We start from the raw sequence: 14,257 nt of genomic DNA, 5'->3' as shown, positions 1-14,257 counted from the left end.
CCGAGCCGGCCGTTGCAGGATGAGAGCGCCCGGCGCTTATTGCCGGTGATAGACCTCGGCGCCCTTCTTCACGAACTCGATGGACTTTTCCTGCATGCCCTTTTCCAGCGCGTCCTTCTCGCTCACGCCCTGCGACGCGGCGTAGTCACGCACGTCCTGCGTGATCTTCATCGAGCAGAAATGCGGGCCGCACATGGAGCAGAAGTGCGCCACCTTCATCGAGTCCTTGGGCAAGGTCTCGTCGTGGAACTCCTTCGCCGTGTCCGGATCCAGGCCCAGGTTGAACTGGTCGTCCCAGCGGAACTCGAAGCGCGCCTTGGACAGCGCGTTGTCGCGGATGGCCGCGCCCGGATGGCCCTTGGCCAGGTCGGCCGCGTGCGCCGCGATCTTGTACGTGATGATGCCGTCCTTCACGTCCTTCTTGTTCGGCAGGCCCAGGTGCTCCTTGGGCGTCACATAACAGAGCATGGCGGTGCCGTACCAGCCGATCAGCGCGGCGCCGATGCCGGACGTGATGTGGTCGTAGCCCGGCGCGATGTCGGTGGTCAGCGGGCCCAGCGTGTAGAACGGCGCCTCGTGGCAGTGTTCCAGCTGCAGCTCCATGTTTTCCTTGATCATCTGCATCGGCACGTGGCCGGGGCCTTCGATCATGACCTGCACGTCGTGCTTCCAGGCCACCTGGGTCAGCTCGCCCAGCGTCTTCAGCTCGGCGAACTGCGCCTCGTCGTTGGCGTCGTAGCCCGAGCCCGGGCGCAGGCCGTCGCCCAGCGAGAAGCTGACGTCGTAGGCCTTCATGATTTCGCAGATCTCGTCGAAGCGCTCGTACAGGAAGCTCTCCTTGTGATGCGCCAGGCACCACTTGGCCATGATCGAGCCGCCGCGCGAGACGATGCCCGTCATCCGGTCCGCCGTCATGGGAATGAACGGCAGGCGCACGCCGGCGTGGATGGTGAAGTAGTCCACGCCTTGTTCGGCCTGCTCGATCAGCGTGTCGCGGAAGATCTCCCAGGTCAGTTCCTCGGCCTTGCCGTCGACCTTTTCCAGCGCCTGGTAGATCGGCACGGTGCCGATCGGCACGGGCGAGTTGCGGATGATCCACTCGCGCGTTTCATGGATGTGCTTGCCGGTGGACAGATCCATGACCGTGTCGCCGCCCCAGCGGATGGCCCAGGTCATCTTCTCGACTTCCTCGCCGATGCCGGAGCTGACGGCCGAGTTGCCGATGTTGGCGTTGATCTTCACCAGGAAGTTGCGGCCGATGGCCATCGGCTCGATTTCCGGGTGGTTGATGTTGGCCGGGATGATGGCGCGGCCGCGCGCGATCTCGTCGCGCACGAACTCGGGCGTGATGGCCGACGGGATGGCCGCGCCGAAGGACTGGCCCGGATGCTGGCGCAGCAGGCGTTTGACCATCTTCTCGCCATCCGGACCGCTGGCGCGCAGCGTTTCCAGGTACTGCTCGCGGCGCAGGTTTTCGCGGATGGCCACGAATTCCATTTCCGGCGTGATGATGCCTCGGCGCGCGTAGTGCATCTGGGTGACGTTGGCGCCCGACTTGGCGCGGCGCGGCGGACGGCGCAGGTCGAAGCGCATGGCCGTCAGCTTGGGATCGGTCAGGCGTTCCTTGCCGTAGTCGCTGGTCGGGCCGGCCAGCAGCTCGGTGTCGCCGCGCTCTTCGATCCAGGCGCGGCGCAGCTCGGGCAGGCCGCGGCGGATGTCGATCTTGGCGTCCGGGTCGGTGTAGGGGCCGCTGCAATCGTAGACCGTCAGCGGCGGGTTCTTCTCGCCGCCGAACATGGTGGGCGTGTCGGCCTGCTCGATCTCGCGGAACGGCACGCGGATGTCGGGCCGCGAGCCGGTCTCGTACACCTTGCGCGATTTGGGCAGCGGCGCGACGGCGGCCGAGTCCACTTCTGCGGTGGCGGCCAGGAATTTGGGATTGGCGTTCATGGAAAGCTCCAAGCGAATGGTTTGGAGCCGATCGGGAATGAATCCCCGCCGCGCGCGATGGCGTGGCGGAAATACGGCTCCCAGCATCGGCATTATCCGTACTGGTACGAAGGGACTCTCTCAACACGTCGGCGCCCTGCGGGCGGGACGAGTACCCCTGCGCGAAAGCGAAGTATAGAGCCTGCCGGGGGCCGGCCGCCAAAGTGGTCGATGCTGCGGCGCAAGATGCGGGCGGTCGACGCGTGGTATTACTGGTTTACATTTGGAATCAGACTGCCGAGACAGGGGCAATCAGGTTCTGTACACTTTTTTCGTCAATTGCGGCGGGCAACGTCCGCCGTCCGGTCTGAAGACTACTCAAAGAAGGAAACGAGCATGCAACTGACCCTGCGCAACATGGCGCCCGCCTTGATGGTCCTGACCCTGGCGCTTGCGGGTTGCAAGACCGCGCCGACCAAGAATGCCGGCGATGCCGCCGCGACGCCCCAGACGGGCCAGCAACAACAGCAACAGCAGTCGCCCTCGGCCACGGCTTCCGTGGTGGAGTTCTACGTGGCCAGGACCCAGGCCGGTCCGGGCCTGACGGAAGTCACGCTGCCCGACGGCAAGCTCTACATGGAACAGCAGCCCGTGCTGACGCGCGCCGACCTGACCGAGGCCGCCCAGCTGGTGGACCGCGAAGGCAACAACTTCGTCGGCCTGCGCTTCTCGGAATCGGGCGCGCGCAAGCTCAACGACATCAGCAGCAAGAACGTCGGCAACATGCTGGTCCTGGTGCTGGACCGCGAGCTGATCGCCGCGCCGCGCATCGGCGAGCCGCTGAATCGCGGCGTGCTGGCGTTTGGCGTGCCGTCGGCGAAGGCGGCCGCCGACATCGCTTCCCGCATCCGTGGCGATTCGTCCGCGCCGGCCGCCGGTGGCTCGCCGGCCACCGCGCCTGTCACGGCGCCGGCGGCCAAGCCCTGAGTCCGGTACGCCTGGCCGGCCGCACTTGGCCGGCCGCGCGGGATGCAACCGCGTCCGCCGTTAAGCACAAAGCCCCCTGCAAAGGGGGCTTTGTGCTGTTGCGCCAGCGGGAAGGGCGGCGCTGCTAGTTTTGCTTGCGGCGTGGCTTCAGGCTGCGACGCGCCTGCGCGGTTTCGATGTAGGTCTGCACCAGCGCTTCCAGCATGTTCCGTTCGTCCTGCGTCAACGCGTCGAAGTGCGACGGAGAAATATTCGGAAAGGGCCATGGCGCTTGCGGGCGCGGCTTGCGACCCGCGCGCTGCGCCGGTTCGGCCACGTTCGCCGGCGGCAGCGTGTTGCTGAGGTCGTAGCCGTCCAGCGGCAACTCCATCGAGCCCTTGCCGGTTTCCAGCCACTCGAGTTCGACTTTCAGCACCTGGGCCAGCTTGCGCGCCGAACGGCTCGATTGGCGCAGGCTGCTTTCGTAGCTGCCGATTGCACTTTGCGAGATTCGGGCAAGCCGCGCCAGCTCCTCTTGCGTGTAGCCGCGAAGGAGACGTGCGTGCTTCAGTCGGTCTGAAAATGTCTTCACAGCGCGATTGAAGCTTGCCACGAATTTACCTTGGTGGCTATAAGTATCACTTAGGTAATATGCCTGTTAGGGGTTGATCATGTGGCACAGAGGCACCGTCTTTGTCGTGCAATCCGATGAAATTGCGGGTAATCATTTCGCCAAGGATCTGCGTGAGTTGCGCTGGCGCGTCCATTGCTTCGCATCGGTGAACGCGCTGCTCGAACGCCTGTCCGGGCAGGTGACGGACGCGATCGTGCTGCGCGATCGCTACGATGATCCTTCGCTGTCCATCGCCGCCGCGCGCCGGGCCGCGCCGGGCGCGGCGCTGGCCTGGCAGGACGCCGACGCCTGCGCACAGGCCCGCATCGCGGCCATGGACGCGGGCGCGGACGCTTGCCCGGCGCCGGACATGAGCATGGCCGAATGGGATGCGCTGCTGCGCACGCTGTGCCGGCGGCTGCAGGGCGCTGGGCGTCCCGCGCCGGCCTGGCGCGTGGACATGCACGCGCGTGTGCTGGCGGGGCCGGCGGGCGAGCGGCTGCCGCTCACCGCGACCGAGCGCGCCTTCCTGGTGCGTCTGCTCAATGCGCCGGACCACTGCCTGCGACGCGAGCGTTTCCTGCCGCGCAACGCCGCCGTCGAGCGGGACAGCGTGCGCCGCGTGGACGTGCTGGTCTCGCGTCTGCGCAGCAAGGCGCGGCGGCTCGATATCGACCTGCCGGTATTGGCGGTGCGCGGGTGGGGCTACATCCTGCTGGCGCGGGGCGGGCAGGCGGGCGCGGACGCTACAGGACGACCAGATTATCCCGATGCATGAGCTCGGGTTCGGTCATGCTGCCCAGGATGCGGGCAATCTGCGATGAAGGCTGGCGCAGGATGCGCCGGGTGTCGGCGGCCGAGTAGTTGATCAGGCCGCGCGCGCATTCGCGGCCCTCGCTGTCGACGCAGGCGACCACGTCGCCGCGGCCGAACTCGCCGTCGACGGCGGTCACGCCGATGGGCAGCAGGCTCTTGCCTTCGCGCAGCAGGGCCTGCACGGCGCCGTCGTCCAGCGTCACGCGGCCGCGCAGGCGCAGGTGATCGGCCAGCCATTGCTTGCGCGCCGACCACACCGGCAGCGCCGCCTGCAGCTCGCTGCCGATGCACTCGCCTTGCGCCAGGCGGGTCAGCACGTCGCGCTCGCGGCCCGAGGCGATCACGGTATGCGCGCCGCTGTGCGCGGCGCGCTTGGCCGCCAGCACCTTGGTCAGCATGCCGCCGGTGCCGATGCCGCTGCCGGCGCCGCCGGCCATGGCTTCCAGCGCGGCGTCGCCCGCTTGCGCGTGCGAGATGAACTTGGCGTCGGGGTTCTTGCGCGGGTCCGAATCGTACAGGCCGCGCTGGTCGGTCAGGATGACCAGCGTGTCGGCTTCGATCAGGTTGGTGACCAGCGCGCCCAGCGTATCGTTGTCGCCCAGCCGGATCTCGTCGGTGACGACGGTGTCGTTCTCGTTGACGATGGGCACCACGCCCAGGCGCAGCAGCGCGAACAGCGTGCTGCGGGCGTTCAGGTAGCGGTGGCGGTCGGCCAGGTCTTCGTGGGTGAGCAGGATCTGCGCGGTGCGCAGGCCGTGTTCCGCGAAGGCGGCCTCATACGCCTGGCACAGGCCCATCTGGCCCACGGCGGCGGCGGCCTGCAACTCGTGCATCACCGACGGACGCTTGCGCCAGCCCAGTCGCGCCATGCCTTCCGCGATCGCGCCGCTGGACACCAGCACCACCTGCCGGCCTTGCTTGCGCAGCGCGGCGATCTGCGCGGCCCAGTGGGCCACGGCGGCACGGTCCAGGCCGCGGCCTTCGTTGGTGACGAGCGACGAGCCCACCTTGGCGACGATGCGCTGGGCGTTGGAGACGACGGATACGGCGGTTGATTCGGCAGACATGATCAGGGCGGACTGCGGCGCGAAGAGGCGTAATCGGATGAAGCTGCGATTATGGCTTATTCGTCGCCGCCGGTCTGGCCGCCCTTGGGCGTGGCGTCCGAGCGCGTGTCGTCGAAGCGCGGGTCTTCGGCCACGTAGATGCCGTCGGCCTGGTCCTGCGCCAGCTGTTCCTTTTCGCGCTCGGCGTCCAGGTAGTCCTGCAGCGCGTAGATCAGGTCCTGCGTGCCTTCGCCCGACAGGCCGGAGATGCCGAACACCGGGCCGGTCCAGTCGTAGAGCTTGAGGAAGCGCTGCTTGGTGTCCTCGGGATCGGCCACCATGTCCAGCTTGTTCAGCACCAGCCAGCGCGGCTTGTCGGCCAGTTCGGGATCGTAGCGACGCAGTTCCTCGACGATGGCGCGGGCGTCGATCACGGCCTGCTCGACCGGATCGGCGTCGGGATCGGGCGTGGACACGTCCACCAGGTGCAGCAGCACGCGCGTGCGCGCCAGGTGCCGCAGGAACAGGTGGCCCAGGCCGGCGCCTTCCGAGGCGCCTTCGATCAGGCCGGGAATGTCCGCCACCACGAAGCTGCGCGACGGCGAGGTGCGCACCACGCCCAGGTTCGGATGCAGCGTGGTGAAGGGGTAGTCGGCGATCTTGGGCTTGGCGTTCGAGATGCGGGTGATCAGCGTGGACTTGCCGGCGTTCGGCAGGCCCAGCAGGCCCACGTCGGCCAGCACCTTCAGTTCCATGCGCAGGTAGCGGTGCTCGCCTTCCTTGCCGGGCGTCCACTGACGAGGCGCGCGGTTGACGCTGGACTTGAAGTGGATGTTGCCCATGCCGCCCTGGCCGCCGGCCGCCAGCACGACCTTCTGCTCGTGGCGGTTCAGGTCGAACAGGACTTCGCCGGTCTCGGCGTCATGGATGACGGTGCCGACGGGCACGCGCAGCGTGATGTCGGGGGCGGCCGCGCCGTACTGGTCCGAGCCGCGGCCGTTTTCGCCGTTCTTGGCGCGATGCAGGCGCGCGTAGCGGAAGTCGATCAGCGTGTTGATGTTGCGATCGGCCACGGCGAAGATGGTGCCGCCGCGTCCGCCGTCGCCGCCGTCCGGGCCGCCCTTGGGGATGAACTTTTCGCGGCGAAAGCTCGCCACGCCATTGCCGCCTTTGCCGGCGACGACTTCGATGGTGGCTTCGTCTACGAATTTCATGATGTCTGCGCGTGAAGTATGTGTGGGACTGCGCCGATAAGGGCGGCAGCCGGGTGGTTCATGGCCGGGCCATCAACCATTCTGCCCGAAATGGGCCGGCGATAAAAAAGCCCCGCCGCATGCGGCAGGGCTTTCGCCGTTCGTCGACGCGGCCGGGCCGCGTCGCAGAGCGTGCCTGGCCGAATTACTCGGCGGCGACGATCGAAACGGTTTGCTTGTTCAACGCGCCCTTGAAGCCGAATTGAACCTTGCCGTCGATCAGCGCGAACAGGGTGTGGTCCTTGCCCATGCCGACGTTCACGCCAGCGTGGAAGCGCGTGCCGCGCTGACGCACGATGATCGAACCGGCGGGGATGAGTTCACCGCCGAATGCCTTGACGCCCAGACGCTTCGATTCTGAGTCGCGTCCGTTCCGCGTAGAGCCGCCGCCCTTTTTCTGTGCCATGTTTAGCTCCTGCTAATGTGGTACCGAGTCGCTTCTCAGGCCGTGATGGCTTCGATGCGGATTTCGGTGTAGTTCTGACGGTGGCCCTGATGCTTCTGATAGTGCTTGCGACGGCGCATCTTGAAGATCTTGACCTTGTCGTGGCGGCCTTGCGCAAGAACCGTTGCCTTGACCACGGCGCCGGCGACGAGAGGCGTACCAACTTTCAGCTGGTCGCCTTCGCCCACGGACAGCACTTGGTCCAGGGTGATTTCTTGCCCAATGTCAGCCGGTATCTGTTCTATCTTGAGTTTTTCGCCAGCAGCAACGCGATATTGCTTGCCGCCGGTTTTTACGACCGCGTACATGGGGTGTTCCTTAAATAGGTAAAAAGGCCTGTCCGACTGCCGGCTTCGCTGACACACATGCTTGGCGCATGGCATGCAGCAAAGTGGCGGCGCCTTCGCTCTTGCCGTCCGCCCTGACTACTGGGTTTTGACCGAACGCTGCCTGATCTGATGATCGATCCAGGCTGGGCTTGGGCTGCGGAACGTGCCGACGTAATTCGGCCATTAGGAAATAGCCGAATCCGGGATATTAGCCCGCCCGCCATGGAAAGTCAAAAAGCGCTTGCGGGCTAAGGGTTTAGCTGTGGCGCGCCGGCCTCAGGGCAGGGCGGCGGTCAGCTTGGCCAGCTCGCGCGCCACCTGGCGGATGCCGGCGATGGCGGCCTGCCGGTGGGCCTCGTCCAGCCGGTCAGAGGGAATGGACGTGCTGACGGCCAGCCGCTTGCCCAGCGGCGTCACGCCCACATAGGCGGCAAAGCAGGTCAGGCCGGCCGCGACCTCCTCGCGGTCCTGGGCCAGGCCGTCGCGGCGCACCTCTTCCAGTTCGCGGCGCAGCGCCTCGGGCGTGGCCAGCGTGCGTTCGGTGACTCGGGCCAGCTTGGCGGGCAGGCGCGCGTCCAGCTCGGCCGGATCCAGCCCGGCCAGCATCGCCTTGCCCAGCGCGCAGGCGTGCGCTGGCAGCCGCAGCCCCAGATCGGACACCAGCCGCACCGGCCGGCGCGCGTCCTCGCGCGCCAGATAGACCACCTCGAAACCGTCCAGCGCCGCCAGTTGCACCACCTCGTTGCAGCGCGCCACGAATTCCGCCGCCACCCGGTGGAAGGCGGTCTGCAGGCTGTCGTGGCGCAGGTAGGCCGCGCCCAGCGCCATCAGCTCGATGCCGACGATGTAGCCGCCCTCGCGGCGCTCGATCCAGCGGCGCCGCTCCAGGCTGTCCAGCAGCAGGTACAGCGTGCTGCGGGGCAGGCCGCAGGCGCGCATCAATTCGGAGGCCTTCACCGGGCCCGGTTGCGCGGCCAGCGTCCTGAGGATGTCGTGGGCGCGGCGAATGGCGGGAACGTCGGCGGTGTCAGGCATGAGTGTCCAATAGGTTGAACAGAAATCTAGCATATTGGACGTTGTGGCAAGCCGCTCCTAGACTCGGACGCAGTCCCTGGCGCATCGCGCCTGGGACCGAACAACCCCCGGACGAAACTCGGACCCAAGGAACCCGCATGGCCGCTCCCACCATTCCCGATCATCACCTGCCCGCCGACCTGGACCGCGCTTTGCTGGTCGGCCGCGTCTGGCGCCCGGCGCCGCAGGACGGCCCCTGCGTGGTGGCGGTGCGCGGCGGCCGGATGTTCGACATCACCGCCGTGGCCCCGACCATGGCCGACCTGCTGGAGCGGCCCGACCGCGTCGAGCTGGCGCGGTCCGCGCCCGGCGAGCCGCTGGGCGACGCGCGCGACTGGCTGGCGTCCAGTCTGGCCGGCGGCCCGGCCCGCCTGCTGGCGCCTTGCGACCTGCAACCGGTGAAGGCCGCCGGCGTCACCTTCGCCGTCAGCCTGCTGGAACGCTTGATCGAGGAAGAGGCGGGCGGCGATGCCGGCCAGGCCGAGGCGATCCGCGAACGCCTGCAGGGCCTGATCGGCTCGGACCTGTCGCGGCTGCGGCCCGGCTCGGCCGAGGCCATGGCGCTGAAGGAAGCGCTGGTGGCGCGCGGCCAGTGGTCGCAATACCTGGAAGTGGGCATCGGCCCGGACGCCGAGGTCTTCTCCAAGGCGCCGCCCATGGCCTCGGTCGGCTATGGCGCCCGCATCGGCGTGCTGCCCGAATCACGTTGGAACAACCCCGAGCCCGAGCTGGTGCTGGCCGTGGACAGCCGTGGCCAGATCGTGGGCGCGACGCTGGGCAACGACGTCAACCTGCGCGACGTGGAAGGGCGCAGCGCGCTGCTGCTGACCCGCGCCAAGGACAACAACGGCTCCTGCGCCATCGGCCCCTTCATCCGGCTGTTCGACGCCGATTTCACCCTGGACAGCGTGCGCGTCGCCGAGGTGGCGCTGCGCATCGACGGGCCCGACGGCTTCTCGCTGGCCGGCGTGAACCTGATGAGCCAGATCAGCCGCGATCCGCTGGACCTGGTGCGCCAGACCCTGGGCGCGCACCACCAGTACCCGGACGGCTGCATGCTGTTCCTGGGCACCATGTTCTCGCCCACGCAGGACCGGCACGGGCCGGGCAGCGGCTTCACCCACGCGATGGGCGACCGCGTCGAGATCGCCTCCGGCCCGCTGGGCGCGCTGGTCAACGAGGTGGGCGAGTGCACCGCCATTCCTCCCTGGGACTTCGGCTTGCGGGCGCTGTACGCGAGCCTGGCGCGGCGGGGGCTGCTGGCGGGGGCCGCCACGGGCTGAGGTCGGGGCGCGGCCAGGGACGGACAAGACGCGTCCCTGTTTTGGCCAGCCCGTATAATCCCCGGTCGAATCCTCCCCGACCGCCCGCCGGACGGGGCCCTTGCGGTAAGAGTCCGCCACGCGGCTCGCTTCACAATCCGGATACGTCTTGAATCTCCCCGCGCTCATCGCTCCCATTGCAGACGATATGAAGGCCGTCGATGCGGTTATCCGCAGCCGGCTGAATTCCGAGGTGGTCCTGATCCGCACGATCGGCGACTACATCATCGGCGCCGGCGGCAAGCGCATGCGCCCGGCCATGGTGCTGATGGTGGCGCGCGCGCTGGGCTATGAAGGCACCAATCACCAGTTGCTGGCCGCCGTGGTGGAATTCATCCACACTGCCACGCTGCTGCATGACGACGTGGTCGACGAGTCCGACCTGCGTCGCGGCCGCGACACCGCCAACGCCGTGTTCGGCAATGCCGCCAGCGTGCTGGTGGGCGACTACCTGTATTCGCGCTCGTTCGAGATGATGGTCGAGGCCGGTTCGATGCGCATCATGAGCATCCTGTCCGAGGCCACCACGGTGATCGCCGAGGGCGAGGTGCTGCAACTGCTGAACGTGCACGACCCCGACGTCTCGCAGGAGCGCTACCTGCAGGTGGTGCGCTACAAGACCGCCAAGCTGTTCGAGGCCGCCGCCCAGGTCGGCGCGGTGCTGGCCGGCGCCACGCCCGAGCAGGAAGCCGCCGCGGCCGCCTACGGCCGCCACGTCGGCACCGCCTTCCAATTGGTCGACGACGTGCTGGACTACCGCGGCGACGCCGCGGCGCTGGGCAAGAACGTGGGCGACGACCTGCGCGAAGGCAAGCCCACGCTGCCGCTGATCCGCGTCATGGAAGTGGGCACGCCCGAGCAGCAGCAACTGATCCGCGACGCCATCAAGACCGGCGACGCCGACTTCGCCGCCGTGGCCGCCGCCATCCAGGCCACCGACGCGCTGGAGCACGCCATGCAGGCCGCCGAAGCCGAGGCCGAACTGGCTCGCAATGCCCTGTCGAACTACCCCATTTCCGTTTTCCAAAAATCTCTGTTAGAATTCTGCGCTTTCGCGGTGAACAGAGATCGCTAGCGAAAAAAGCGGTGAGGCAGCGATGCCAAACCTGCAGTAGTGAAGCAAGTTGGTAGTAAGAGCAAGAGCAGTAAAGCAAGTGCGCAAGTCTGAAGTACGGGACTTGCCAAAATCGGGGCGTAGCTCAGCCTGGTAGAGTACTGCGTTCGGGACGCAGGAGTCGGAGGTTCGAATCCTCTCGCCCCGACCACTCATGTGGTCGAATTCTCGGTGATGCACCCGACATCATCGGCAAGAGCCGGCATCGCGCAAGCGTGCCGGCTTTTTTGCGTCTGCTCGCTGCCCGCATGTGACAGCGTCTCGCATGGCACGCCCGATCTGGTCATCGCGCCTTCAATTCCCGCGCCTATGCTTGCCCGCTTTTGATGCTCGCGCTGCGGGCGAGAGTCCGCTCGCGCGGGCTCGACCGCAGCCGGAATGGACGGGAGTCGGTCCCGAGAGGCTGAGCGTGCAGCGGATAAAGCGTGCCCTGAAGAAAATCGGCAGCAAGAACGGCGTGCGGCTGATGTTTCTTTCCGTGTATGTCTTTGGATTCGCGATTCCGGCCGGCTATGCCTACTTCGCTGCCTATCCCGCCAAAGAAGCCATCTTCACCGATGAGGGAACGGCGCATTTCCAGTATCGAGTCAAGCGCGGCTACATGCTGATGGTCAAGGGCAAGGACTACAGCTGCGAAAGTCCGCACTCCAGATCCAATCCGGATTGTTTTGCCGGTCAGGACGATCCTCAGAGGCTGGACGGAAAGATCGTCGCCGTGGACTGGTTCCTTCAGCCTGTCTATCTGTTTGTCGAACGACGCCGCGTCGTCGACATACGTTACGCCGGCAAATCGCAACTGCCTTCGGACCATCTCCGGCGAAATCTTCAATGGGAAAAAGAAAGCGCGCCAGGATTCGCGCTTTTCGCATTCGTTCTGTTGTTCTTGGGGCTGCTTCTAGCCGAATGGGTAGAGAGGATAAGGAAGAGAAATGAGCGCCGACTTGACTAAGGCAGCGATGAAGACCGTGGACTCGTTCCTGGCTTACGGTGAGCCCGCAATATCAAGCGTGCGCAAGACCAGTGAAGCGGCTAGGGCCTCCGTCTCAATTCTTCGGGCTGCAATGGAAGATACTCAAATGGCTTAAATATGAATAGCACTCAATGCCAATTGCTGCCAGGTATCGACACTGACGCCTCGCTTGCCGGGGCCGATGGGCGCTGCAAGATGAGATTGAAATCCAAGGGTGAAACCCTGCCGCGACCAAGGACAAACAGCCGTTCACGGAAGGCCACCGATATGGGGTAGTGATGGCGGTCGATGGGTATCAGGGAGATCTATCCATGGGAAAAGGGCTTGCCATGGTGAAGATGGTTGCATGCGCCACGGCGGCGCTGGCGCTGAGCGGCTGTCAACGCGACACCTTGCCGATAGATTTTGACGTCTGCATGGTCAAGGCAGAGAGCAAATCAGCGTGCAAGGATCTACTGAGTTTCAGCGTGCACGGCGAGACCTCCATGCTCGCGCGGACGCCGTATTACTCGCTTGAGGAAAAGTTGGGCGCCTTCGGACTCAGGCTCGCTGAAATCGCCGGAGTGCCGAGCTATCTCAGGAACGGTAAATATGAGGTCAGTGTAATCACGGCCATCGAAACGCCGGACATGGCCTTCAATCGCTATATGTCTCTTCCTGAATTGCCCGTCAACAAGGGGCAAGGCAGCCTCGTGGTGTTGAAGGAGTCTGACCGGGGTGAGACGGGAACCGCGCTTCTCATGTCCGGGGATGGTGACAAGAGGATCCTGTTTTTTTGCACCAAACCCTATCGCGCCACCGCTGGAAATCTCGTTGAGGATACGGGGTGCACGGTGAGAGCGGAGCTCCAGCGGTATGTCTTCATCGAGTATCCGATCAGATATCAGTCATTGCGGAATTGGCAAGAAATACATCGCACAGTGGTTGAACAGATTGGCCAAGTCATGTTGATCAAACGAACATTGAAGGATTGAGAATGCCTGACCTACCCCCAGACTTAGTACGGCACCGACATAGAGTCCAGGGTTAGAAACCGTTGTTGGCGTTGCGCTGGCGTTGATTCGAAGAGCTGATCGTGCAATAGCGTGCAGGCAGAGATCGGTTGCTCCGGTTGTCCGATCCAGTGAATTTGCTGGAATTCCGATCATGACAGTGGGCCCGGACTTCGGGCTGATTCTGTCACGATGCTTTCAATTCTCTTTCGTATTCTTGCTGGCCTTCCAGTCATGTGTCGCGCTCCGTGACATTGGGGGCATGTAGTGCCTGCAAAACGGCGGAGGTACAGTCAATTCAGGCCATGAAAGTGAAATTGCGTGTCCAAGAAGCCCCATCAAATTGAAAAATCGATGCCAAGGGCGGGGCCGCCTTTCACGTTCATGTGATCGCTGTTCTGGGCAAGAGAGGGAGAGTGCATGTCGTATTTGTTGAATCTCAGCAGCACGCCAGGTTCGTCCGTAACCAAGGAATTCGATCCTCCGTTGGACGAGACAATCCAGGTCAAGGCGGACTGCGGTGTTTTGCTATCTCCGGAAGAAGAAGCGGCATGGGTTGTCCCGCGTCTGCTACGGATATCCGAACGCCATCGTAAAGGTGGCGCGCCTGCGATCCTGGGTTGGCTCACGGGTCCATTCCTGGTTTGCGAGGTCATCCACCAAAAGCTGGAGTCGCTTGCGCCAGGGAGCTGTCGTTTCAAGTCGTTCGAGATTCGGGGGTTGAGTGAAAAGCTACGTGATCAGTCCTATGGGACCTACTACTGGGTCTTTCCTCCCCGCCTGAATGCGGTGGTCATTGAGGAAACGGATTTCACGAAGGGGCGTGGATTGGACGGCTACAAGCGTAGCGCCGGCAGGATTTCGCTGCTGCCGGATACACGCTGCGTGATCGATCCAAAGATCGTCGCCAATCATCACCTATGGCGTGTTCCGGACGATTACGGCACCGATCCCGGTGATCCGGCGAGCGTGGGCAGCAGTGCATATTTCTGTTCAAACGAACTGCGCGACTTCATCAAGACAGAGCGGCTAGACGGCTGGTCTTTTGACAAGAAGTGCGTAAACAAGACGACGTAACGCAAGGTCACGCGCATTTGGCGACGGAGCAAAAATGGCTAGCCCCAGGGATCAATGGGAATTCAGGAATTTGTCGCTACCCAATGTGGATGGGGTAGGCTACTCGGGCCATCATGTGATTCCCATAGAAACGTTCCAGGATTCCAGGGCGCTGCAAGCCATGCAGAATGCGGGCTTGTGGAACCAAGCCGACTATCGGGTCAATGGTGTTTCTCTGGCGCGAACCATTGACGGCCAGATCGTGACGCGAACCGACGGTCGCGACCGCGTTGGAACAGCGACGCATACGGGGAGCCATCCCGCATATTCAA

14 protein-coding genes and 1 tRNA gene are annotated in these 14,257 nt (G+C 64.8%); 8 read left to right on the top strand and 7 right to left on the bottom strand.

The window, feature by feature from the left end; translation table 11 throughout:
• Nucleotides 1-36: 36 nt before the first annotated feature.
• The gene (gene thiC, locus AC6LJ5_RS10005) at nucleotides 37-1,950 is read right to left on the bottom strand and encodes a phosphomethylpyrimidine synthase ThiC (protein ID WP_392412788.1); all 1,914 of its coding nucleotides are present in this window, start codon (nucleotides 1,948-1,950) and stop codon (nucleotides 37-39) included.
• Nucleotides 1,951-2,325: 375 nt separating this feature from the next.
• On the opposite strand from thiC, the gene AC6LJ5_RS10000 reads away from it, so the two are divergent.
• Nucleotides 2,326-2,916, top strand: coding sequence for a SecDF P1 head subdomain-containing protein (locus tag AC6LJ5_RS10000; protein ID WP_103271419.1), 591 nt, complete (start codon nucleotides 2,326-2,328; stop codon nucleotides 2,914-2,916).
• 124 nt (nucleotides 2,917-3,040) lie between these two features.
• Here the strand turns inward: AC6LJ5_RS10000 and AC6LJ5_RS09995 are convergent, their stop codons facing one another.
• Entirely contained in the window at nucleotides 3,041-3,508 is a 468-nt protein-coding gene (locus AC6LJ5_RS09995; RefSeq protein ID WP_369869731.1) for a helix-turn-helix domain-containing protein, read from the bottom strand.
• 58 nt (nucleotides 3,509-3,566) lie between these two features.
• Here AC6LJ5_RS09995 and AC6LJ5_RS09990 point away from each other — a divergent pair, with 58 nt between their 5' ends.
• On the top strand, nucleotides 3,567-4,286 hold the full coding sequence (locus AC6LJ5_RS09990; protein WP_498140373.1) for a winged helix-turn-helix domain-containing protein: 720 nt from the start codon (nucleotides 3,567-3,569) through the stop codon (nucleotides 4,284-4,286).
• Here the strand turns inward: AC6LJ5_RS09990 and proB are convergent.
• From proB to AC6LJ5_RS09965, 5 genes are all read right to left on the bottom strand, one after another.
• Nucleotides 4,255-5,391 carry a glutamate 5-kinase gene (gene proB, locus AC6LJ5_RS09985; protein ID WP_103271418.1) on the bottom strand — a complete coding sequence of 379 codons (1,137 nt, stop codon included), beginning with the start codon at nucleotides 5,389-5,391 and terminating at the stop codon, nucleotides 4,255-4,257. The genes AC6LJ5_RS09990 and proB overlap by 32 nt on opposite strands.
• Before the next feature lie 56 nt (nucleotides 5,392-5,447).
• Nucleotides 5,448-6,584 carry a GTPase ObgE gene (obgE, locus tag AC6LJ5_RS09980; protein WP_498140372.1) on the bottom strand — a complete coding sequence of 379 codons (1,137 nt, stop codon included), beginning with the start codon at nucleotides 6,582-6,584 and terminating at the stop codon, nucleotides 5,448-5,450.
• Nucleotides 6,585-6,768: 184 nt separating this feature from the next.
• Nucleotides 6,769-7,029: a 50S ribosomal protein L27 gene (gene rpmA / locus AC6LJ5_RS09975; RefSeq protein ID WP_006216229.1), complete on the bottom strand. Its 261-nt coding sequence runs from the start codon at nucleotides 7,027-7,029 to the stop codon at nucleotides 6,769-6,771.
• 35 nt (nucleotides 7,030-7,064) lie between these two features.
• Nucleotides 7,065-7,376 carry a 50S ribosomal protein L21 gene (gene rplU, locus AC6LJ5_RS09970; RefSeq protein ID WP_103271416.1) on the bottom strand — a complete coding sequence of 104 codons (312 nt, stop codon included), beginning with the start codon at nucleotides 7,374-7,376 and terminating at the stop codon, nucleotides 7,065-7,067.
• A 297-nt stretch (nucleotides 7,377-7,673) separates the two neighbouring features.
• Entirely contained in the window at nucleotides 7,674-8,432 is a 759-nt protein-coding gene (locus AC6LJ5_RS09965) for an IclR family transcriptional regulator (protein WP_498140371.1), read from the bottom strand.
• Between the two features lie 137 nt (nucleotides 8,433-8,569).
• On the opposite strand from AC6LJ5_RS09965, the gene AC6LJ5_RS09960 reads away from it, so the two are divergent.
• From AC6LJ5_RS09960 to AC6LJ5_RS09935, 6 genes are all read left to right on the top strand, one after another.
• A complete protein-coding gene (locus AC6LJ5_RS09960; RefSeq protein WP_498140370.1) occupies nucleotides 8,570-9,754 on the top strand; it encodes a fumarylacetoacetate hydrolase family protein in 1,185 nt (394 codons plus the stop codon).
• A gap of 148 nt (nucleotides 9,755-9,902) precedes the next feature.
• Nucleotides 9,903-10,868 carry an octaprenyl diphosphate synthase gene (ispB, locus tag AC6LJ5_RS09955; RefSeq protein WP_498140369.1) on the top strand — a complete coding sequence of 322 codons (966 nt, stop codon included), beginning with the start codon at nucleotides 9,903-9,905 and terminating at the stop codon, nucleotides 10,866-10,868.
• Between the two features lie 113 nt (nucleotides 10,869-10,981).
• Nucleotides 10,982-11,058, top strand: a tRNA-Pro gene (locus AC6LJ5_RS09950).
• A gap of 114 nt (nucleotides 11,059-11,172) precedes the next feature.
• Nucleotides 11,173-11,856: a hypothetical protein gene (locus tag AC6LJ5_RS09945; RefSeq protein WP_498140368.1), complete on the top strand. Its 684-nt coding sequence runs from the start codon at nucleotides 11,173-11,175 to the stop codon at nucleotides 11,854-11,856.
• A 332-nt stretch (nucleotides 11,857-12,188) separates the two neighbouring features.
• A complete protein-coding gene (locus AC6LJ5_RS09940; protein WP_212314427.1) occupies nucleotides 12,189-12,851 on the top strand; it encodes a hypothetical protein in 663 nt (220 codons plus the stop codon).
• Nucleotides 12,852-13,289: 438 nt separating this feature from the next.
• Nucleotides 13,290-13,946 carry an imm11 family protein gene (locus tag AC6LJ5_RS09935; protein WP_498140367.1) on the top strand — a complete coding sequence of 219 codons (657 nt, stop codon included), beginning with the start codon at nucleotides 13,290-13,292 and terminating at the stop codon, nucleotides 13,944-13,946.
• Nucleotides 13,947-14,257: the final 311 nt, after the last annotated feature.

The sequence above is a fragment of the Achromobacter sp. 1011791174 genome (genome assembly GCF_059760925.1).
The sequence above is the reverse complement of the archived record's forward strand: the minus strand, read 5'-3'. Positions and strand labels throughout refer to the sequence as shown.